General features: G+C 65.1%; 22 protein-coding genes and 1 tRNA gene. 18 read left to right on the top strand and 5 right to left on the bottom strand.

Going from position 1 to position 21,160, the window contains the following annotated elements; translation table 11 throughout:
• Window positions 1-414: 414 nt before the first annotated feature.
• The 17 genes from QTI20_RS25060 (at window position 415) to QTI20_RS24980 (ending at window position 15,910) form a co-directional block, all read left to right on the top strand.
• Complete coding sequence (locus QTI20_RS25060) at window positions 415-1,302, top strand: LysR family transcriptional regulator (RefSeq protein ID WP_286553490.1); 888 nt, start codon at window positions 415-417, stop codon at window positions 1,300-1,302.
• 274 nt (window positions 1,303-1,576) lie between these two features.
• On the top strand, window positions 1,577-3,580 hold the full coding sequence (locus QTI20_RS25055; protein ID WP_286553491.1) for a conjugal transfer protein TraG: 2,004 nt from the start codon (window positions 1,577-1,579) through the stop codon (window positions 3,578-3,580).
• Complete coding sequence (locus QTI20_RS25050; protein WP_076196641.1) at window positions 3,577-4,062, top strand: CopG family transcriptional regulator; 486 nt, start codon at window positions 3,577-3,579, stop codon at window positions 4,060-4,062. The genes QTI20_RS25055 and QTI20_RS25050 overlap by 4 nt, the downstream gene beginning before the upstream one ends.
• 10 nt (window positions 4,063-4,072) lie before the next feature.
• Window positions 4,073-5,065 carry a P-type conjugative transfer ATPase TrbB gene (trbB, locus tag QTI20_RS25045; RefSeq protein ID WP_239467245.1) on the top strand — a complete coding sequence of 331 codons (993 nt, stop codon included), beginning with the start codon at window positions 4,073-4,075 and terminating at the stop codon, window positions 5,063-5,065.
• Window positions 5,062-5,394 (top strand): TrbC/VirB2 family type IV secretion system protein, encoded by a 333-nt coding sequence (locus tag QTI20_RS25040; RefSeq protein ID WP_286553492.1) that lies wholly within the window; start codon window positions 5,062-5,064, stop codon window positions 5,392-5,394. The genes trbB and QTI20_RS25040 overlap by 4 nt, the downstream gene beginning before the upstream one ends.
• Window positions 5,391-5,663 (top strand): VirB3 family type IV secretion system protein, encoded by a 273-nt coding sequence (locus QTI20_RS25035; RefSeq protein WP_076196635.1) that lies wholly within the window; start codon window positions 5,391-5,393, stop codon window positions 5,661-5,663. Before QTI20_RS25040 ends, QTI20_RS25035 begins: the two co-directional genes overlap by 4 nt.
• 7 nt (window positions 5,664-5,670) lie before the next feature.
• Window positions 5,671-8,109, top strand: a complete 2,439-nt coding sequence (trbE, locus tag QTI20_RS25030; protein WP_286553493.1) for a conjugal transfer protein TrbE — start codon at window positions 5,671-5,673, stop codon at window positions 8,107-8,109.
• The gene (trbJ, locus tag QTI20_RS25025; RefSeq protein WP_286553494.1) at window positions 8,106-8,834 is read left to right on the top strand and encodes a P-type conjugative transfer protein TrbJ; all 729 of its coding nucleotides are present in this window, start codon (window positions 8,106-8,108) and stop codon (window positions 8,832-8,834) included. Before trbE ends, trbJ begins: the two co-directional genes overlap by 4 nt.
• Before the next feature lie 27 nt (window positions 8,835-8,861).
• Entirely contained in the window at window positions 8,862-9,182 is a 321-nt protein-coding gene (locus QTI20_RS30795) for an EexN family lipoprotein (RefSeq protein ID WP_503011828.1), read from the top strand.
• A 3-nt stretch (window positions 9,183-9,185) separates the two neighbouring features.
• Window positions 9,186-10,556, top strand: a complete 1,371-nt coding sequence (trbL, locus tag QTI20_RS25015) for a P-type conjugative transfer protein TrbL (protein WP_286553497.1) — start codon at window positions 9,186-9,188, stop codon at window positions 10,554-10,556.
• A gap of 22 nt (window positions 10,557-10,578) precedes the next feature.
• On the top strand, window positions 10,579-11,292 hold the full coding sequence (gene trbF, locus QTI20_RS25010) for a conjugal transfer protein TrbF (protein WP_076196625.1): 714 nt from the start codon (window positions 10,579-10,581) through the stop codon (window positions 11,290-11,292).
• Window positions 11,289-12,311: a P-type conjugative transfer protein TrbG gene (trbG, locus tag QTI20_RS25005; protein WP_286553500.1), complete on the top strand. Its 1,023-nt coding sequence runs from the start codon at window positions 11,289-11,291 to the stop codon at window positions 12,309-12,311. The genes trbF and trbG overlap by 4 nt, the downstream gene beginning before the upstream one ends.
• Before the next feature lie 2 nt (window positions 12,312-12,313).
• Window positions 12,314-13,600 (top strand): TraB/TrbI/VirB10 family type IV secretion system protein, encoded by a 1,287-nt coding sequence (locus QTI20_RS25000; protein WP_286553501.1) that lies wholly within the window; start codon window positions 12,314-12,316, stop codon window positions 13,598-13,600.
• Entirely contained in the window at window positions 13,597-13,836 is a 240-nt protein-coding gene (locus QTI20_RS24995; protein WP_286539695.1) for a DUF2274 domain-containing protein, read from the top strand. The genes QTI20_RS25000 and QTI20_RS24995 overlap by 4 nt, the downstream gene beginning before the upstream one ends.
• Before the next feature lie 110 nt (window positions 13,837-13,946).
• Complete coding sequence (locus QTI20_RS24990) at window positions 13,947-15,215, top strand: SidA/IucD/PvdA family monooxygenase (protein WP_286553503.1); 1,269 nt, start codon at window positions 13,947-13,949, stop codon at window positions 15,213-15,215.
• Window positions 15,216-15,273: 58 nt separating this feature from the next.
• A complete protein-coding gene (locus QTI20_RS24985) occupies window positions 15,274-15,504 on the top strand; it encodes a hypothetical protein (protein WP_157900045.1) in 231 nt (76 codons plus the stop codon).
• Between the two features lie 37 nt (window positions 15,505-15,541).
• The gene (locus tag QTI20_RS24980; protein ID WP_076196615.1) at window positions 15,542-15,910 is read left to right on the top strand and encodes a hypothetical protein; all 369 of its coding nucleotides are present in this window, start codon (window positions 15,542-15,544) and stop codon (window positions 15,908-15,910) included.
• 405 nt (window positions 15,911-16,315) lie between these two features.
• Here the strand turns inward: QTI20_RS24980 and QTI20_RS24975 are convergent, their stop codons facing one another.
• From QTI20_RS24975 to QTI20_RS24965, 3 genes are read right to left on the bottom strand one after another with little or no spacing between them, the layout of a single operon-like run.
• Window positions 16,316-17,005: an RraA family protein gene (locus QTI20_RS24975; protein WP_286553505.1), complete on the bottom strand. Its 690-nt coding sequence runs from the start codon at window positions 17,003-17,005 to the stop codon at window positions 16,316-16,318.
• Window positions 17,006-17,042: 37 nt separating this feature from the next.
• Entirely contained in the window at window positions 17,043-18,020 is a 978-nt protein-coding gene (locus QTI20_RS24970; protein WP_286553507.1) for a Bug family tripartite tricarboxylate transporter substrate binding protein, read from the bottom strand.
• Between the two features lie 41 nt (window positions 18,021-18,061).
• Window positions 18,062-19,267, bottom strand: coding sequence for a pyridoxal phosphate-dependent aminotransferase (locus QTI20_RS24965; protein ID WP_286553508.1), 1,206 nt, complete (start codon window positions 19,265-19,267; stop codon window positions 18,062-18,064).
• Window positions 19,268-19,380: 113 nt separating this feature from the next.
• Here QTI20_RS24965 and QTI20_RS24960 point away from each other — a divergent pair, with 113 nt between their 5' ends.
• On the top strand, window positions 19,381-20,277 hold the full coding sequence (locus tag QTI20_RS24960) for a LysR family transcriptional regulator (RefSeq protein WP_183024407.1): 897 nt from the start codon (window positions 19,381-19,383) through the stop codon (window positions 20,275-20,277).
• An 87-nt stretch (window positions 20,278-20,364) separates the two neighbouring features.
• Here QTI20_RS24960 and QTI20_RS24955 read toward each other — a convergent pair.
• A tRNA-Arg gene (locus QTI20_RS24955) sits at window positions 20,365-20,439 on the bottom strand.
• A gap of 42 nt (window positions 20,440-20,481) precedes the next feature.
• The gene (locus tag QTI20_RS24950) at window positions 20,482-21,147 is read right to left on the bottom strand and encodes a TetR family transcriptional regulator (protein ID WP_286553510.1); all 666 of its coding nucleotides are present in this window, start codon (window positions 21,145-21,147) and stop codon (window positions 20,482-20,484) included.
• Window positions 21,148-21,160 lie beyond the last annotated feature (13 nt).

Here is a 21,160-nt window from a genome sequence, read left to right as displayed (position 1 = left end):
TTTGCTCTTCGACCACCAATAAGTCTCCATGGAAGGGAAGTGGATGCTCAACTCTCGCGTCTCCCGCCCGCTTCGCCTTGTTGTGCTTGGTGTGTAGGCCCCACTCGCGCATGCAGACAAGTTGACTAGGTCCGACTGCGAAGACAACTGGATTGTGGGCTAGGCATCGACAGTGCCGAGTCTTCGGGGCCCCGCGGAAAGGGGGAGCAAGAGATACCAATCGAGCCATTTTTCAGCGCGGCGTGAACTGCATCGATGTCGACCTGGCGTGTTCGAGTCAGGGCACCTTGCCGAAAGGCAAGATCAAGGAGTGAAAAAAATGAATCACACTGATGTCACTAGCCTGACGCTTTCTCTCTATCGTCTTGCCACCTTCATCACCGTGCGTTTTCTAGCAGACACGGTGAGGTGGCAATGATCGAGCTGCGGCACCTACGCTACTTCATCGCAGTCGCTGAGGAACTTAGCTTTCGCCGTGCTGCAGAACGCGTGCACATCGATCAGACCCCGCTATCGCGGACCATCCGCGATCTCGAAGATCAGCTGGGCGTGCAGTTATTTGTCCGCACCCCGCGCAAGTTGCATTTGACGCCTGCCGGTCTGCGTTTGCTCAAGGAGGTACGGAAGCTTTTCATCCGCGTCGAACGCACTTATCGCGCCGTACGCGATACGGACGTCCGCTTCCGCGCACCGTTGCGAATCGGGGTGGCCGACGGAATCGCGCAACCCAAACTTTCCCAGTGCTTGGTACGCTGGCGCGAAGTGGCCCCGGAGGTGCCCCTGGAGCTGACCGAGATGCGTGCTTCGGAGTTGGCGGCAGCATTGCAGCGCGAACAGCTCGATGCAGGCTTTTCGTTCGGTCTACCGAATGACGACACCATCTCGCAGCAGCCCGCGTGGAGTTACCGCGCCATGGCACTGCTGCCGTTTGGGCATGAACTCGCATTGCAGCCTACGCTACCTATCACCGAGGTGCTGGCCTTTCCGCTCCTGTCCTGCCATGCCGATCGGCTGCCGGGCCTTCTGCATCAGATTCGGGCTATCGCGCAACGCCACTCGACGATTCCTACATTCGCAGGGGAAGCCTCCACGCTGAGCGGCTACTTCACGCGCATCGCTGCAGGCCTGGGAGTGGGCTTGGCAGACGCGGGTCACGTTGCCACGCTGTGCCGCTCGGATGTTGTGGCCGTACCACTGCACGAGGACGAGCGTATCACCACGTTCGTGCTGCACAAACACCAGCGCTTCGGTCTACCGCATTCGCTGCAACGATTTGTTGCGCACACCAAAACTTTGCATTAGTCGTTACAGCTATCGCTCCTACGACGCGCCGCATGGCGTGATCGGTCTTGGACAGTTCGCGCAGTTGCCTCGATGCTGCTACTCGCTGACGAGTTAAACGCATTAAAAGCGCAACTCTGTCGTACGGCCCCAGCTTCTTCCGCCAGCTTACGCCACAACCCGCCCCATCGCTCTTCCATGGGTGTGCGGTTTGGGGCCTCGATTCCAAACTCGGGCAAGCGGTGCCGCTGGAGCATGCACGCGCTGGAATCCAGACGCAAAGGAGGAGTAGCCCATGCCGACTCGGGGTGCGACCGGTATTTTGTTCGGACAGATTGTTGTGGTGCTGGGTATCGCCCTCGCCGGCCTATGGACTGGCACGCAGTGGACGGCGCATGCGCTTGGCAATCAGGCCAGGCTTGGACCACCTTGGTTCCGCGTTTCGCATTCGCCGGTTTACCAGCCGTGGAAGCTTTTCGAGTGGTGGTATTTCTATGGTGCCTATGCACCCGAGGTATTTGAGCGCGGCGGGGTCATCGCCGCGTCGAGCGGATTGCTGGCCACGGGCGCGGCCATTGGTATGGCGATCTGGCGCTCACGGGTGGCCAAGCACGTCACAACCTACGGTTCCGCTCGATGGGCCGAGAACGAGGAGATTGCCGAAACCGGCTTGACTCGGCCTGCCGGTGTGTTCCTTGGCAAGACCGCGCACAGGGACGCCGAATACCTGCGCCATGAGGGGCCAGAGCACGTGATGGCCTTTGCTCCGACGCGTTCCGGCAAGGGTGTGGGCCTGGTCGTACCGACTCTGCTGTCCTGGCCAGGCTCGGCAGTGATCCACGACATCAAGGGCGAAAACTGGAACCTCACTGCCGGCTGGCGCGCGCGGTCTTCGCATTGCCTGCTATTCAACCCGACTGACGCCAAGTCTGCAGCGTACAACCCGCTGCTCGAAGTACGGCGAGGCATGTACGAAGTCCGAGATGTGCAGAACATTGCCGACATTCTGGTCGATCCTGAAGGCGCGTTGGAGCGGCGCAACCACTGGGAGAAGACCAGCCATGCCCTGCTGGTCGGTGCCATCTTGCACGTGCTCTACGCCGGCGAGGACAAGACGCTGCGCGGTGTGGCCAACTTCCTGTCCGATCCGGCATGCCCATTCGAGATGACGCTGCACCGGATGATGACCACCGGGCATCTGGGTGAAGAGGTCCATCCCGTTGTCGCCTCGGCTGCACGTGAAGTGCTGAACAAGAGCGACAACGAGCGCTCGGGGGTGCTATCCACCGCGATGAGTTTTCTGGGCCTGTACCGTGACCCCACGGTCGCCGAAGTCACCTCGCGCTGCGACTGGCGGATCGCCGACCTCATCTCGGCTGCCCATCCGGTCTCGCTCTACCTGGTCGTGCCGCCCTCGGACATCAGCCGCACCAAGCCGCTGATTCGCTTGATCCTCAACCAGGTCGGCCGGCGATTGACGGAGTCGCTGGACGGCTCAGACGGCATTGCACGCAAGCACAAGCTGCTGCTGATGCTGGACGAGTTCCCTGCGCTTGGGCGGCTGGACTTCTTCGAATCCGCACTGGCTTTCATGGCGGGCTACGGCCTGCGTGCCTTCCTGATCGCGCAGTCGCTCAACCAGATCGACAAGGCCTACGGCCAGAACCACTCCATCCTGGACAACTGCCACGTGCGCATCGCGTTCGCGACGAACGATGAGCGCACGGCCAAGCGTATCTCCGAGGCGCTTGGCACAGCGACCGAGCTGCGCGCCCAGCGCAACTACGCCGGGCACCGGCTCGCGCCATGGCTCGGCCACCTCATGGTGTCGCGCCAGGAGACGGCCCGTCCTCTGCTCACGCCTGGCGAGGTGATGCAGTTGCCGCAGGACGACGCGGTCGTGATGGTCTCCGGCCATCCGCCGATCAAAGCGAAGAAGCTGCGGTACTACCAGGACCGGAACTTCACCACGCGCGTCCTGCCCGCGCCCGTGCTGGTTGCCGGCGCTTACGCGGACCGTCCCGCGACGCGCCCTGACGACTGGAGCGGATTGCCACCGCTGGCTGCACTGTCGACTTCTTCTGGCGGCGATGCGGGCGGTCTTGCCGACGAGGGTGGCCACCAGCTCAAACCCGAACTGGATCTCACCGCCGATGCGCCCTTGGTGCCTGACGGCGAGGGCCTGCTGGTGCTTGATGACGAAGACGACGTGCCGCTGCGGCCGCAAGACGTGGACCGGCAGTTGATGCGTACCGCGCGTTTGGTCGCACTGGACCCTGATGACGGGATCGCGCTATGACCCGCGCCCGGCTGAACATCTTCATCGAGCCGGAGCACGCGAAGCGTCTGGACCAGATCGCGGCGCACAAGGGCGTGTCGAAGTCCGCCGTGATCGCTGCGGCGCTGGCTTCGTTCCTCTCGCCCGATGGGGAGGACCAGCGTGAGGCCGCCATCGCCAAACGCCTGGACCGGCTTTCACGCCAGTTCGACCGCCTGGAGCGCGACCAGAACGTGCTGATCGAGACGGTGGCGCTCTACGTCCGCTACTTCTTGACGGTCTCGATCCCTGTTCCCGAGGGACAGCAGGAGGCCGCTCGCGCGCAGGGGCGCGCCCGCTACGTGCAGTTCATCGAACAGCTCGCGCGCCAGATCCAGCGCGGGCGCAGCCTGGTGCGCGAAGTCCATGAGGACATTGGACCCGCTGAAGCTGACCCGACGCAGGCGGATGCCCAGTCGGGGACCGATGCCGACGCCATGGAGGTTCCTCGTGAACCTGCCTGATCCGAACGGCATGGACGCCTCGTTGGAGCGGCGCATCCGCATGCTGCGCACAGCCATGGGGCCGGAGATTGCGGCCGCGTTGGAGGACCCCGAAGTCGTTGAAGTGCTGCTGAACCCGGACGGCTCGCTTTGGGTGGACCGGCTGGGCTCGGGCCGGGAGGCCACCGGCGCAGCAATTCCGCCTGCAGTGGCCGAACGGATCATCCGGCTGGTGGCCGCGCACGTGCGGACCGAGGTGCATCCGGGCGCACCGATCCTGTCGGCCGAGCTGCCTGAGACTGGTGAACGCTTCCTTGGGGTGCTGCCGCCCGTCGTGCGCGCGCCGTCGTTTGCGATCCGCAAGCGGGCGCTGCACATCATGACGCTGGCCCATTACGTGGCCGATGGCGTGATGACCGAGGAGCAGGCGGCGTTCCTGCGCCGCGCGGTGCGCGAGCGCCTGAACGTCGTCATCGCGGGCGGCACCAGCACCGGCAAGACCACGCTGGCCAATGCCTTGCTCGACGAGATCGCAGAGACGCGCGACCGTGTGCTGATCCTCGAAGACACGGTGGAGCTCCAGTGCCGCAGCGACGACCATGTGTGCATGCGCACCGAGCCGGGCGTGAGCACCATGGCCGACCTGGTGCGTGCCACCTTGCGGCTGCGACCGGACCGCATTGTCGTCGGCGAGGTGCGCGGCTCCGAAGCACTGGACCTACTCAAGGCCTGGGGCACTGGACACCCCGGCGGCATTGCCACCGTGCATGCCGGCTCGGCGCACGGCGCGCTCACGCGGCTGGAGCAACTGGTGCAAGAGGTCAGCGTGACCATCCCGCGCGCCCTGATTGCCGAGGCGGTCAACGTCATCGTCTTCATTGCCGGCCGTGGCCGCTCGCGCCGCGTGCGAGAGATCGCGCGCGTCGTCGGCCATGACAGCCACGGCTACCAGCTCGATACCGAGCTTTCTTTCTTCCCGTCGCTTCCTCCTTCCAACCCTTCTTCCACAGGAGATCCTTCATGACGACTTCACGCGTTTCCGCAAAACCGCTTCTCTACGTTACCGCCGCAGCGGCGCTGCTGCTCGCCGTGGCGCTGCCCGCGCATGCGGCCGGCTCGAACATGCCTTGGGAGGCACCGCTGCAATCGGTGCTCGAATCCATTCAGGGACCGGTGGCACGGATCATTGCAGTGATCGTCATCATTTCGACTGGCCTGGCCCTAGCCTTCGGCGACACCAGCGGCGGCTTCCGGAAATTGATCCAGATCGTGTTTGGTCTGTCGATCGCTTTCGCCGCGTCCAGTTTCTTCCTGACCTTCTTCAGCTTCACGGGCGGGGCGGTGCTGGCATGAACTCCACCATCGGAAGTCTGGCCGGCTTCGAGGTGCCGCTGCACCGGTCTTTGACCGAGCCGATCCTGCTGGGTGGGGCACCGCGCACCGTGGCGATCGCCAACGGCACGCTGGCCGCCGCAGTCGGCTTGGGCCTGCAGCTCTGGCTTCCCGGCTTCGGGCTATGGGTCATCGGACATTCGCTCGCCGTCTGGGGAGCTCGCCTGGACCCGCAATTCATGCAGGTCTTCGCGCGACACATCAAGCACCGGCAGTTGCTGGACGTGTGAGGTCACGATGTTGAATCTCACCGAATACCGCAAGCGCCCCGCGTTGCTGGCTGACTGGTTACCGTGGGCCGGAATGGTGGCGCCCGGCGTCGTGCTCAACAAGGATGGCTCGTTCCAGCGCACGGCACGGTTCCGGGGGCCGGACCTGGACAGCGCGACACAAGGAGAGTTGGTCGCCACGTCGGCGCGGCTCAACAACGCGCTACGGCGTCTCGGCTCCGGTTGGGCCTTGTTCGTCGACGCCGTGCGACGCGAAGCGGCTGACTATCCCGGTTCGAGCTTTCCCGAGCCGCTCTCGTGGCTGGTTGACGAAGAACGCCGTGCCGCTTTCGAGGAGGACGCCAGCCACTTCGAAAGCAGCTACCACGTGACGCTGCTGTACCTGCCGCCTGAGGAGTCGACGGCCCGCGCGGCCCGGATGCTCTATGAGAACCACCGGTCTGAAGGCGTGGATTGGCGTGAGCGGCTCGAAGCCTTCGTGTCCGAGACCGAACGCCTCTTCGGTCTGCTCGACGGCGTGATGCCGGAGATCTCATGGCTCGACGACGCGCAGACCTTGACCTACCTGCATGGCTGCGTGTCCACGCGCCGGCATGCGGTGGCCGTGCCCGAGGTAGCCATGCATCTGGACGCGCTGCTGGCCGACGAACCGTTAGTGGGCGGTCTGGCGCCGATGCTCGGAAATCAGCACCTGCGGGCGCTGTCGATCCGCGGGTTTCCGACCTCCACTTGGCCGGGCCTGCTCGACGATCTGAACCGCTTAGGCTTCGCCTACCGCTGGAGCACGCGATTTCTGTGCCTGGACAAGGCTGAGTCGGAGAAGGAACTGAGCCGCCTGCGCCGCCAGTGGTTCGCCAAGCGCAAGAATATCGTTGCGCTGCTGCGCGAAACCATCTTCCAGCAGGAGAGTCCGCTGGTGGATTCCGATGCCTCGAACAAGGCAACGGACGCCGACGCGGCACTGCAGGAGCTGGGCGGCGACCAGGTGGCCTTCGGCTACGTCACGGCCACGGTGACCGTACTCGACGCCGACGCCACTGCGGCCGACGAAAAGCTGCGTGCCGTCGAACGGGCCATCCAGAGTCGCGGCTTCGTCACCATACCCGAGACATTGAACGCGGTCGATGCTTGGCTGTCATCGGTGCCGGGCCACGCCTACGCGAACGTGCGCCAACCCATTGTTTCGACGTTGAACTTGGCGCACATGATGCCGGTGTCGGCCGTGTGGGCCGGGCCGGAGCGCAATGCGCACCTTGATGGCCCGCCGCTGATCGTCACCCGCACCGATGGAGCGACGCCGTTCCGTCTGGTCACGCACATCGGCGACGTTGGTCATACACTGATCGTGGGACCGACCGGCATGGGCAAGTCGGTTCTGCTCGCGACGCTGGCGATGCAGTTCCGTCGCTACCCTGGCTCGCGCATCTTCGCCTTCGACATGGGCCGCTCCATGCGAGCCACCATTCTCGGGCTCGGCGGCGAACACTACGACCTCGGCACCGAGGGCGCCATTGCGTTCCAGCCACTCGCCCGCATCGACCAGCACGGCTACCGCACCTGGGCGGCCGAGTGGATCGAGGGGCGCTTGATTCAAGAAGGCATCACCGTCGGCCCGCCCGAGAAGGATGCCGTCTGGTCGGCGCTCAAAAGTCTGGCCAGCGCTCCATTCGAGCAGCGAACCATGACCGGGCTGTCGGTGCTGCTGCAGTCCAACGCCCTGCGTCAGGCCCTGCAGCCCTACGTTCTGGGAGGCGCGCACGGCAAGCTGCTCGATGCCGAAAGGGACCGGCTCGGTACTGCATCTGTGCAGGGCTTCGAGATGGAAGAGCTGATGCACAGCAAGGCGGCAGTGCTGGCGGTGCTCGGCTACCTGTTTGCCCGCTTCGACGAGCGCTTCGATGGCGCGCCTACGTTGCTGATTCTGGATGAGGCCTGGCTGTTCCTCGATGACACGGTGTTCGCCTCGCGCATCCGTCAGTGGCTCAAGACGCTACGCAAGAAGAACGTCTCGGTGATCTTCGCCACGCAGTCGCTGGCGGACATCAAGGATTCGACGATTGCGCCGGCCATCGTGGAGAGCTGCGCAAGCCGCATTTTCCTGCCGAACCCGCAGGCGACCGAGCCGCAGATTCGGGTGATCTACGAGGGTTTCGGACTCAACGGGCGGCAGATCGAAATCGTCGCGACTGCGCAACCCAAACGCGACTACTACTACCAGTCGCGGCTGGGCAACCGGGTTTTCGACCTCGGGCTGGGGTCGGTGGCGCTGGCGTTTGCCGGAGCGTCCACACCCGAAGACCAACGGGCCATCGACGCCGTGTCCGCAGCCGCCACTTCCTCGGGCTTCGCAGCAGCTTGGCTGCGCCACCGCGACCTCGATTGGGCCGCTGACCTCATCCCATCGTTTCCATTCATTCCTTCGTCACCTCAGGAGAACTCACCATGAAGAAGCAGCTTCTCGCCGCCGCTGCGGCGTCGCTGATCGCCATTGCTCCCGCCGCGCATGCGCAGTGGGTCGTGATCGATCCCACCAATCTGGCGCAGAACATCATGACGGCCGCCAACACGCTTGAGCAGATCAACAACCAGATCAAACAGTTGCAGAACCAGGCGCAATCGCTGATGAATCAGGCACGCAATCTGACCAGCCTGGATTTCAGCGCGCTCAATGAGCTGCGCGCAGCCCTATCGGCGACGAACCAGTTGATCCAGCAGGGCCAGGGCCTGGCCTTCAACGTTGCGCAGATGGAGACGGATTTCCGTCGGCTGTACCCCGAGTCTTATTCGGCGGCGATCTCGGGCGCGCAGATGGCGACCGACGCGCGCACGCGCTGGACCAACTCCCTCGAAGCGCTGCGCACCGCGGCCAAGGTGCAGTCCCAGGCAGTGCAGAATTTCACGTCCGACGAGCGGACCCTGACCGACCTGGTGAACCGCAGCCAGTCGGCCGCCGGAGCCCTGCAGGCAATGCAAGCGACGAACCAGTTGCTGGCCCTGCAATCGCGCCAGGCGATGCAGGCGCAGCAGCTTCAGATCACGCAGGATCGTGCGACGGCGCTGGAGCAGGCGCGGCAGGTCGCAGTGCAGGAGCGCGCACGCGAGGTGCGCCGGCGCTTCCAGGGCGACGGCACGGCGTACACGCCCTTCACGGTAAATTTCTACGGCAACTGAGGGGCAGCCATGAGACAGCTTCCCATCATGATCCTGGCCGCTTTTGCAGCGGTGTTGGTTGCCGCCTGCAGCAAGCCCGTGCCCATCGAGTCCGTCGAGTTGCTGGTGGCCCATCCCGAGCGCCTGAAGGAGCTGCGCGCGCAATGCAAGGCCGACCACGCCAAGGTTGGCGATGCGCAGTGCAACGCGGTCGCAGAGGCGACCCGCCAGCGCTTCTTCAGCACCGACGGGCCGAAGTACACGCCGTCCCCTTCGCCCCCATCCTCGCCACCGACAGCGCTCTCACCGCCTGCGGCATCGGCGCCCGCAGCGACGTCTCCTGCGCCTCCATCGGCGCCCAAGGACTGACCGATGAATGACCTGTCGGTCATCGACCGCTTCCTGGACGTCTTCTCGCGCTACATCGACTCGGGCTTCGGCCTGCTGGGCGGCGAGGTGGGGTTCCTGACAGCCACGCTGGTCGCGATAGACATGACGCTGGCGGGCCTCTTCTGGGCGATGAGCAACGCCAGCGGCGGCAGTGGCGACGACGTGATCGGCAAGCTGATCAAGAAGGTGCTGTACGTCGGCGCCTTCGCCTTCATCCTGAATAACTTCAACAGCTTGTCGGGGATCGTGTTCCGGTCGTTCGCCGGACTGGGGCTGGTGGCGTCGGGCTCGTCGATGACCCAGGGCCAGTTGCTGCAGCCAGGCCGGCTGGCGCGCGTGGGCGTGGAGGCCGGCGCGCCGATCATGAAGCAGATCAGCGACCTGACGGGCTTTCCGGAGGTGTTCGCGAACCTCGATGTCATCACCGTGCTGTTCCTGGCCTGGCTGGTGCTGATCGTGAGCTTCTTCGTGCTCGCGGTGCAGCTGTTCGTGACGCTGATCGAGTTCAAGCTGACCACGCTCGCAGGCTTCGTGCTCGTGCCGTTCGCGCTCTGGAACAAGACGGCGTTCCTGGCCGAACGGGTGCTGGGCAACGTGGTGTCTTCGGGCATCAAGGTGCTGGTGCTGGCCGTGGTCGTGGGCATCGGCACAGGCCTGTTCGCCGAGTTCACAGTGCCGCCGAGCGCCGAGCCCTCCATCGACCATGCGCTGGTCATCATGCTGGCCGCGCTGGCGATGCTGGGTCTGGGGATCTTCGGGCCGGGCATTGCGACGGGTCTGGTGTCTGGCGCACCCCAGCTCGGAGCGGGTGCGGCGGCGGGGACGGCGCTGGGTGTCGCCGGCTTGGCCGTGGCCGGCGGTGCTGCTGTGGCAGGTGCGGGTTCTGCGGTGGCCGCTGGCGCTCGCATGGCGCCGGGTGCCGCGCGATCAGCCATCGGCGGCGGCGCAAGCGCCGCGCGCTCTGCAACGGCCGTGGCCAGCGGGGCGAAATCCGCCTACCAAGCCGGCGCTGCAGCATCGGGCGCCAGCGGCATACGCGCGGCCGGTGCAGGCCTTGCCAACGTCGCGCGCAGTGGTACCAGCGCCGTGGGCCAGCGCGTCGCGTCCGGCGCCAGAGCCGTCAAAGACGGGGTGGCGAGCTTCGTTGCCGATGCGGCTGCGCCTGCCGCTGCCAAGCCCGCGGCCGATGGGTCCGAAGCCCATGCGCCAACTGCTGAGCCCGCGTGGGCCAAGCAGATGCGCCGCAAACAGCAGATGACGCATGCGGCGACGACGGCTGCGCACACGTTGCGTTCGGGCGATGCCGGAGGAAGTGGCGCCAGCCCGAGCCTGCATGACAGCTCGAATACCTGACTCAAATTCATAGGAGATCCAGATGCGGTTCAAACGACCCCAGGTGCGGTACTCGGCGACGCCCGAACCCGTCACCCCCTACCAGGCCGCCGCGCAGGTCTGGGACCAGCGCATCGGCAGCGCGCGCGTTCAGGCGAAGAACTGGAGGCTGATGGCTTTCGGTTGCCTGTCCCTCGCGCTGCTGATGGCCGGCGGCCTCGTGTGGCGTTCGGCCCAGTCCATCGTGACGCCATTCGTCGTCGAGGTGGACAACGCCGGTCAGGTGCGTGCTGTGGGCGAGGCGGCCACGCCCTACAAGCCCAACGACGCGCAGATCGCGCACCACTTGGCGCGCTTCGTCACCGACGTGCGTTCGCTGTCTATCGACCCGATCGTGGTGCGGCAGAACTGGCTCGAGGCCTACGAGTACACGACGGACCGTGGAGCGGCCACCTTGAACGACTACGCGCGAGCGAACGATCCGTTCTCGCGCATTGGGCAAAGCTCGGTGGCCGTGGAGGTGACGAGCGTTGTGCGGGCCAGCGACACGTCTTTCCAGGTGCGCTGGATCGAGCGCAGCTTCGCGAACGGCTCACCCTCTGGCATGGAGCGCTGGACGGCCGTGCTGGCCGTCGTGCTGCAGCCGCCGCGCACCGAGCAGCGGCTGCGCAAGAACCCACTGGGCATCTATGTCAACGGGCTGTCCTGGAGCCGTGAACTCGAATCCACCGATGCAATGAAAGGAACAAAGCCGTGAACACGCATCTCCGTAAATCCGTACTGCCATTGATCTTGCTGGTCCTCGCTGGCTGCGCCACGCAGGGCAAGGCCCCGCCCACGATCTCGCTGGACGAGCCCGTTGCCGTTGCCGCGCAGCCGCTACCGGATCCACCGAAGCCCATCGATGTGGTTGAGATACCGAAGCCCTTGCCGCTGCCCGAGCAGATGAAAGCGCTGCCAAGCGAGTTCGACGCGAAGCTGACACCGGAACCCGCGGACGAAAAGCTCCGCGTTTCCCGTGCCAACCTGGAGGCCCGCATCGCACCGACGCGCGAGGGCTACGTCAATGCGATCCAGGTCTGGCCCTACGCTGATGGCGCGCTGTATCAGGTCTACACCAGTCCGGGACGCGTCACCGTCATTGCCCTGCAGCAGGGCGAGGAGCTGGTGACGGTTTCGGCCGGCGACACGGTGCGCTGGATCGTGGGGGATACAGCCAGCGGGTCAGGTGTGACGCTGCGCGTGAACATCCTGGTCAAGCCCACGCGCATTGGCTTGAAGACCAACCTGGTGGTGACGACGAACCGTCGCACCTACCTGCTCGAACTCTCCTCGACGCCGCAGGCCTGGATGGCCTCTGTGTCCTGGGACTACCCGAAGGACCGGATGCAGGCCCTGCAGAAGCAGGCGCAGCAAGCCCAGGCCAGCGCGCCGGTGGAAACCGGCATGACGCTCGAGCAGATCAGATTTCGCTACGCCGTCAGTGGCGACAGTCCGCCGTGGAAGCCGCTGCGCGCCTTCGACGATGGCGAGCGCGTCTACATCCAGTTCCCAGGCGGCATCACCCAAGGTGAGTTGCCGCCGCTATTCGTGATCGGGCCGCAAGGCGATGGGCAACTGGTGAACTACCGCTTCCGTTCGCCGTACTACGTGGTGGACCGCCTGTTCGGCGCGGCCGAACTGCGGCTGGGCGGCGACAAGGCGCAGGTGGTGCGCATCCAGCGCACCGATGGTGTCAGTGCGGACGCTGGAACAGGCGCAAACCGGAGGAACTGAGCATGGCGACGTCCGACATGCCCGATACGGCGCCGGCCGCAGCCCCGAAGGTCGAACCCGAATCCGTGGCCTTGCGCGCTTCGCCGCGCCCCGTCACGCGCCTGAACCGCCGCATGCTGGCCGTCGGTGCCGGCGTCCTGGCCGCTGCCGTGCTCGGCGGCACCCTGTGGTCGCTGCAGTCGAACAAGCGCGAGCGCAATCTGGCCACCGAGCTGTTCAACGTCGATCGCGTCTCTCGCGCCGAGAACCTGGACCGGCTGCCCAGGGACTATGCGGGAATACCGCCGGCATTGAAGCCGGCCCCCCCCGTGTTGGGCGAGCCGCTGCCGGGGGATCTAGGGCCTGCCATCGTCAAGGCGCAGCAGCCGATGGCAACTCGACCGCCGGGTGGTGGCGTGGATCCGGCGCAGGCCGAGCGTCTGGCGGCCGAAGAGGCGGCGCGGTCCTCGGTTTTTTTCCGTAGCGGTGGCAGCAACACTGGGCCGAGGCCGGGTGCCCTACAGGCCGTCGCTGACCCTTCGGCGCTCGCTTCAGGCAATCAGCCGTTCAACCCAATGGGGGCCACCGCCACCGCAGCGCAGCCCTCGGATCCGACGACTGCGCAGAACCGGCAGGATCAGAAGGAGGCGTTCGTCGCGAAGGCGGGCGACACATCCACGCGCAATCCCGGAAGCTTGCAGTTGCCGGCGTCGCCCTACCAGGTGATGGCAGGCACGATCATCCCGGCGGCGCTGGTGACCGGGATCAACTCCGACCTGCCGGGCCAGGTCATCGCCAACGTGTCCGAGGCGGTCTACGACACCGCCACGGGTCGCCATCTACTGATTCCGCAGGGCTCACGCCTGATCGGCCGCTACGACAGCCAGGTAGCCTTCGGCCAGCGGCGCGTGCTGCTGGTATGGACGCGGCTGATCCTGCCGGATACATCGTCGGTTGCGCTCGACCGTCTGCCTGGCATCGACCCTGCCGGCTACTCTGGGCTCGAGGATGGCGTCGATTGGCATTGGGACCGCATCCTGGCCGGCGCTGCGTTGTCCACCCTGCTAGGGATCGGCGCGGAGCTGGCGGCGCCGGAGAACCGCACCGATGGCAACCGAATCGTCGTTGCGGGACGTGAGAGCGCGCAGGACACGGTGAACCAAGTCGGGCAGGAGATCACGAAGCGCAACATGAGCATCCAGCCGACGCTGACGATCCGGCCGGGCTTCCCGATGCGGGTGATGGTGAGCAAGGACTTGGTGCTGCGGCCGTATCAGCCGCTGTTCTTCCAGCGGGGAGCGTCGCAATGAGCGGAGCAAAGCTCCGTCTAGGCCCATTGCCAAAGTCAACGACCGTGAAGGTCGTGGTGACATTGCCTGCCGATTTGAAGGACATGTTGGACCGGTATGCCGCCCAACATTCCCAGGCATATGGCGAGTCGGTAGATGCGGTCTCACTTATCCCGCACATGTTGATGCACTTTATGGCTCGCGATCGCGCTTTCAAGGGCCGCGTCCAGTTGGCACGGCCGTCTAGCCGCTCGTAGCGTTGGATTGAACCTCCGCATAGGCACGTCGCCGGTTCGCCCTCCTTTTTCAGGGAAAATTGCTGACTGAAGGTATGACACGCCATCGTGGCGTCCGCATGGGGTCGACGATGACAAAAAAGAATGTTGCTGTGATAGGTGGAGGTGCGAAGGCTGCCGCCTTGGCCGCAAAGGCATATGCACTCCGAAAGCAGGGCGTAGCCGATATCGGCGTGACGATCTTTGAGCAGGATGTGATCGGTGCCAACTGGAATGGCCGCGCGGGCTACACAGATGGTGCTCAGCGACTTTGTACGCCGGCAGAGCGGGACCTAGGCTTCCCCTACACAACGATCCTCGGTGAGCCGGTTGCTTCCTTCACGCTGAAGGAGTTCTCCTGGGCTACCTTTCTTGGCTCAAAGCGGCCTTCGTATCGGGACTGGGTGGATGGGGGCAGACGCCCGCCCACGCACGAGGACTTTGCCGCCTATCTTGACTGGAGTGTCAAGAAGTCTGACGCGAGCGTCGTAAAAGCGAGTGTTGGGCGGCTTTCGGAGAAGGGCGAACAATGGAGGATCTTGTCGAGAACTCCAGGCGGCGGTTGGTCCGCTGCTTCAGACACCCTGTTTGATGGTGTTGTCGTGACGGGGCCAGGTCCGGCGCGGGGGATCAGCAAATCCGGATCCAGTGGTCGAATCTTCAACGGCATCGACTTTTGGCAGCGGACCGGCGAGATACGAAAGCTTCTTCCCGCGTCTCGCAAAGATGGCCAGATAGCAATCATCGGAGCTGGCGGCACGGCGGCCGCAGTCCTCGCGTGGCTCTGCAAGAACGGGCATCGAGACCGGGAGATTTTCATCATCGCCGATCAAGGGGCGTTGTACACACGGGGCGACAGCGTATTCGAAAACAGGCTGTTCAGCGACGATGAAGCTTGGAATTCTCTTTCTCCGTCAAGCAAGAGAGAATTCTTTGATCGACTCAATCGGGGCGTGGTTTGGGGCACAGTGATGAACGAGGTTGCCACTGCTTCGCGCGTCCGCTTTCAAAACGGGCGTGCTACCCGGGTCACGCCGCAATCTACGCACGTTGAGGTCGCCGTACGTCGGGGGGACACGATTCCAGTCCTTCTGAGACCGGAACTGTTGATTGATGCGGCCGGTTTCGATTCTTGGTGGTTCCTGAACCTGCTCACGGGCGTCCCGCCTGCGATGAAGCGGTCCGACGTCTACAGGGATGCACTGCGCGATGGACTCAATGAGTCGCTGGAGTTCCAAGGAGCACCTTGGACATTTCCGCGGCTGCATGCCCCGATGCTCTCGAGCACCCAGGGACCAGGCTATGGGAACCTGATGGCTCTTGGCGCGATGTCCGACCTTATTCTCAGATCGTACCTGTGACTTGACTTTTTCGTGCCTATCGTGTACATATGTACATATGTACGCTTGGAGGTTGTAAATGGGTATTTCTAACATGGTGCTGCGCACCGTTTACATCAGTCCCACCATAGATGATGAGCTTCGCGATCAGGCATTCAAGCTGCACACTAGTAAAAATGATCTGATCCGCAAGTACATCGAACTGGGGATGGCTGCCAACAAGCAAAAAAAACCTTCAGTAGTAGGTGCGGCTGTCGGCCATAAGCCTGTAGCGGCCAAGAAGGCGAAGCTAAAGGCCGCGCCAAAGTAGATCCCAAAGGGTCGATGAGATTTGCGGAGAAAGTTCTATGCGTGTTGTCACTGAAATCGTTGCAGACGCTCTGAACACTCGATATGGCAGCCCAAGCGGGGCGGTCTTCGACATCGTTCAACAGCTTTCCGTGGACGGAAGGTTTGATGAGGTGGCGATGGTGCTCTCCAATTGGTTTGAGGGTGCCCCTCACGCCCGTCACTTCGTGCTTGCGAAGCTTCCGGCCATCATCGTCGAGCGGTACCTCCGAATACATGCGGGAATCTCATCTGATAGGTTTGTCCGGTGGCAGCTGCAGTCCTCGGCCGCGTCTGAGGCGATCAAGAATGCGGCTTGCTCCCGCGAGAGACTTCCGCTGGTTGTCTCCCAGGTGCTGGCGCAAATTCGCGCGTTTGAAGTCCATTGAATCGCCGACTCCGCTTCTAGTGCCTGGTCGGTCGGCAGCGGGCTATGGCGGGAATAGAATCGGGGTTCGAGGTCTGGTGTACCCCAAGGGGTGCCCCAAGAATCGAGGTAGTTCTGAAAGTGAGTGCTGGCGCGGGCTGCAGGTGTTTTTTCGATCCAGACCCAGGCCACCAAAATTCAAACGCCCGACTGATTTCAGTCGGGCGTTTTCGTTTGTGCTCGCTGCTTGCGTGCCGTGTCCGGGCCCGCGGCTTCAGGTCGCGCGTTCACGCCGGTCGGCGTGGCGTGCGCCGGCCAGACGGAGAAGCCCGCCACGCCTTGCAGCGTGCGGGCTTCGAACTTGTCGTGCGTGCGAAAGAAACTGGGCCGGGATGTTCCGATCTCGGCTGGACCTCCTGTCCTCCCCTCAGACCAGGCTCTCCTCCGCCGCCAGCACCCCCGCGGCGCGCAGCGCGGCCGGCAGCCACTTGGCGGCGGTGTCGCCGCGCTGGATCGCCGCTATGCGCGCGGCTTCGTCGGCCACCTTGCGCACCGCCAGTTCCATCATCGCGGGGGCCTTGGCGCGCTCGAGCACCACCACGCCGTCGGCATCGGCCACCACCAGGTCGCCCGGGTTCACCGTGACGCCGCCGGCCGAGATCGGGTGGTTGATGCGGCCGGGCACGTACTTGGTCGGGCCGGCCGGGTTGAAGCCGGCGCTGAACACCGGGAAGTCCAGTTCCAGCAGCTCGAGCCGGTCGCGGATCGCGCCGTCGACCACCACGCCGCCGAGCCGGCGCTGCTTGCAGGCGCTGAGCATCAGCGTGCCCATCAAGGCCGCGGTCTGGTCGCCCTTGCCGTCGACCACGAGAATGTCGCCCGGCTGCGCGAGCGCAATGGCCGCGTGGATCATCAGGTTGTCGCCGGGGCGCACCTCGACGGTGAAGGCCGGGCCGGCGAGCTTCATGCGTTCGTGCACCGGCGCGACGCGGCTGTGCATGCTGCCGCGGCGGCCCGCCACGTCGGCCAGGATGGCGGCCTGGAAGGTGGCGGCCCGGGCCACGACATCGGCGCCGACGCGCTCGATCTGGCGGATGACTTCGGGAAGGGGGTTCATGGTGTGTGCCTTGGAAGAAGGGAAAGGGACGCTCGACTCAGTCCGCCTTGACGCCGGCATCCTTGATGACCGTGCCCCATTTGGTCTTGTCGGCCGCCAGGAAGGCGCGGAACTGCTCGGGCGTGCTGCCGACCGGCTCCAGCCCCGCGGCGATGAACTTCTGCGAGATCTCGGGCGTGGCCAGCACCTTGGCCACTTCCTGCTGGACGCGCTGGATGGCGGCCGCCGGCGTGCCCTTGGACGCGCACAGCCCGGTCCAGGTGACCGGATCGAAATGGGGCACGCCCGACTCCGAGACCGTCGGGACATCCGGCAGACCCTTGAGCCGCTGCAGGCTCGCCACGCCCAGGATCCGCAGCTTGCCGGACTTGGCATACGGCATGGAGCTCACGGCCTGGTCGAAGATGATCGAGACCTGGCCGGCGAGCAGGTCGGTCATCGCCTGCCCGGTGCCCTTGTAGGGCACGTGGACGATGTCCACGCCGGCCTTGGACTTGAACATCTCGCCCGCCAGATGCCCGCCGGTGGCATTGCCCGAGGAGGCGAAGTTGAGCTGGCCCGGATGTCCCTTCGCATACGCGATCAGTTCCTTGACGTTGGTCGCGGGCACCGAGGCGTTCACCAGCAGCAGGTAGGGCGCATTGGCGATCAGCGTCACCGGCAGCAGGTCGGTCTCGGGGTTGAACGGTGCCTTGGTCAGGTGCGGCTGGATCGACACCGTGCCGGTCGTGCACATCATCAGCGTGTGGCCGTCGGGCGGGGCGCTGAGCAGCGTCTGCGCGGCGATGTTGCCGCCCGCGCCGGGCTTGTTCTCCACCAGCACCTGCTGGCCCAGGCCTTCGGCCAGCTTCGGCGCCAGCAGGCGCGCCACGATGTCGTTCGAGCCGCCGGGCGAGAAGCCGACCACGATGCGCACCGGCTTGGAGGGGAAGGGGTCGTTGGCCAGCGCCGCGGAGGCGGCGGCGAGCGTGGCGGCCACGGGAATCAGCGTGCGGAGCAGGGTGCGAATTTGCATGGTGGTTCTCTGAGGGTGGGAGGTGCAGGACACGAGGCGGATCAGTGGCTGAGTTCGGCGCGCGCCGCGGCGATGCGGCGGCAGGCCTCTTCCAGGTAGTCGGTGCCGGCCGCGAACGAGATGCGGAAGTGCGTGTCGATTCCATAGGCGCTGCCCTGCAGGGCCGCCAGGTTCTGCGCCTCGAGCAGATGCAGGATCCAGTCGTTGCTGTTGCGGATCGTCTGGCCCGCCGGCGTGCGGGCGCCGAACAGGGCTTCGCAGGACGCAAAGACGTAGAACGCGCCATCGGGCCGGTGGCAGCGGATGCCGGGGATGTCGTTCAGGGCGGCGACCACCACGTCGCGGCGCTGCTGGAAGACCTGCCGGCTGGTGGTGACGAAATCCTGCGGACCGGTCAGCGCCGCAAGCGCCGCCGCCTGGCTGATGGAGCAGGTGCCGGAGGTGCTCTGCGACTGCAGCTTGACCATGGCCTTGATCAGTTCCGCGGGGCCCGCGCCGAAGCCCACGCGCCAGCCGGTCATCGCATAGGCCTTGGAGACGCCGTTGATGGTGAGGGTCCGCTCCTTGAGTGCGGGCACCACCTGGGCCAGGGTGGCAAAGGCCTTGCCGTCGTAGAGCAGGTGTTCGTAGATGTCGTCGGTGAGCACCCAGACGTGCGGATGCCGCACCAGCACCTCGCCCAGCGCGGCCAGTTCTTCGCGGGTGTAGGCCGCGCCGCTCGGGTTGTTGGGCGAGTTCAGCACCAGCCAGCGGGTGCGCGGCGAGATCGCCTGCTCGAGCTTCCCGGGCGTCAGCTTGAAGCCCTCGGCGGCCGCGCATTCGGCGAACACCGGCGTGCCGCCGGCGAGCCGCACGATGTCGGGATAGGAGACCCAGTAGGGCGCGGGCACGATGACCTCGTCGCCCGCTTCCACCGTGCACAGCACCGCGTTGAAGATGACCTGCTTGGCGCCGGTGCCGACGATGATCTCGTTCGGCGCATAGGCCAGCCCGTTCTCGGTCTTGAACTTGTGCGCGACCGCCTCCTTCAAGGCCGGCGTGCCGCCCACGTCGGTGTAGCGGGTCTGGCCTTCGGCCATCGCGCGCCGGGCCGCTTCCTTGATGTGTTCGGGGGTGTCGAAGTCCGGCTCTCCGGCCGTCAGTCCCACGATGTCGCGTCCCTGGGCGCGCAGTTCGCGGGCGCGTTGCCCGGCCATGGAGCTGGGGGAGGGCTGGATGCGGTGGAGTCGGGTGGCGATTCGGAGCATGGTTTGGAGGGGCTGCAATGACGGTTTCTGTAGTATCCGGAGGCCCTCCCCAAGCGCAAAACGAATAATGGGATTGGTTGTTCATTCCTTTTTTTCCTGCGCAGCCTGTCGCCATGAACCTCACCTTCAAGCAACTGGAAGCCTTTCTGTCGAGCGTGAAGCTGCACAGCTTCAGCGCCGCGGCGGAGAAGCTGCACACCACGCAATCGGCGATCTCCAAACGGGTGGCCGAGCTCGAGAGCGTGGTGGGCACGCCGCTGTTGCACCGGACCGCGAAGGGCCTGGAGATGACGCAGGGCGGTCGACGGCTGCTCCCGCTGGCCGAGGAGGCGCAAAGGCTCACCGGGCGCATCGCGGCGGAAATGAGCGCGGACCACACCCTCAAGGGCAATTTCCGCCTGGGCGCCACCGAGCTGATCGCCATGACCTGGCTCACCGACTTCGTCCGCAAGATCCAGGTCCAGCATCCGGCTCTGGTGATCGAGCCGGTGGTCGACGCGGGGCTCAGCCTGTTCCAGGGGCTGGAGACCAACAGGATCGACTTGGTGGTCATTCCGGGCACCTACTGGGGCCAGGACTATGCGACGGTCAAGGTGGGGCAGGTCGACGACTACTGGATGGCGAGCCCGTCCATCCCGCTGCCCGACCGGCCCTTGCAGCCGGCGGAATTCGCGAACTACCCGATCCTCGAGCAGTCCACGGGCGCCGCCAAGAACCGCTACTACGAAGGCTGGCTGGCCGAACACGGCTTCAAGTTCAACAAGGTGCTGGCGACCAACAGCACCACGGTGCTGCGCCAGTTGGCCATCGGCGGCTTCGGCATCGCGCAGATGGCGCTGGACTATGTGCGGCCCGACATCGAGGCCGGGCGGCTGCGCATCGTCCGCTGCGACCCCATGCCGCCACCGATGGTGTACAGCGCCGTCTACCGCAAGGACGACGCCAGCGCGGCGCTGGACGGCATCATCGACATGGCGGTGGAGTGCTGCAACTTCGGGTTGAGGCCTTGAGGGGCTGTGCGGATGCCTCGCGTTCCGCGCTCGGCGGCGCGCCACGAAAAAGGCCGGGCACCTTGGAAAGTGTCCGGCCTTGAAAGATGGTCCCGCCGCCAGGAATCGAACCTGGATCTCAGCCTTCGGAGGGCCGAATTCTATCCGTTGAAATACAGCGAGAGAGCCTGCGGCGATGCACCGCAAGCCCGCCATTATCGCCCATCAGGCGACCATCGAAAGCTTCTCGGGCAGGATTTCGATCGCATCGGGCCGATGACCGAAGCCCAGGCCGTTCACATACACCTCGAAAGTGCGTTTGCCGACCTGGACCAGGTCGAAGGCCGAAGGGTCGAGCAGCCAGTTCTGGATCAGGCCGCTGACCAGCGCATGCAGTCCCTGCGCCGCGGCCGCCGCGGGGATGGCGAGGCGCACGTGCTGGCGCCGCGATGCGTGGCGCAGGGCCTGTTCGAAATCGGTGACGCAGGCGTCGCGCGCGCTCAGGTGGCGCTGCTGCACCGACTGCATGTCGTGGGTGTACTCGACCTTGTGCGTCGCCACCTCGAACACGCGCCGCACCTGCGGGTCGGTGGTCATGAGCTTGAGCGCCACCAGCAGTCCGCGCTCGATCTCTTCCAGCGGATCGTCGCGCACCGGCCCGGTGCTCCGCGCCGCGGCCTCCAGCGGCAGCGTGACGCGCTCCATCATCGCGTTGAAGAGGTCGGCCTTGTCCTTGAAGTGCCAGTAGATCGCGCCACGCGTCGCCCCCGCTTGCTGCGCGATCTGCTGCAGCGAGGTCTGCGATACGCCCTGCGCCTGGAACAGCAGCTCCGCTGCATCGAGCAGGCGGTTGCGTGTGGCGAGGGCCTCTTCCTTCGTGTGGCGGGCCAATTTGTCTCCTGAT

The organism is Variovorax sp. J2P1-31, from assembly GCF_030317215.1.
In the GTDB taxonomy this organism is placed as follows: domain Bacteria; phylum Pseudomonadota; class Gammaproteobacteria; order Burkholderiales; family Burkholderiaceae_C; genus Variovorax.
This window is presented reverse-complemented; position numbering and strand designations above follow the sequence as displayed.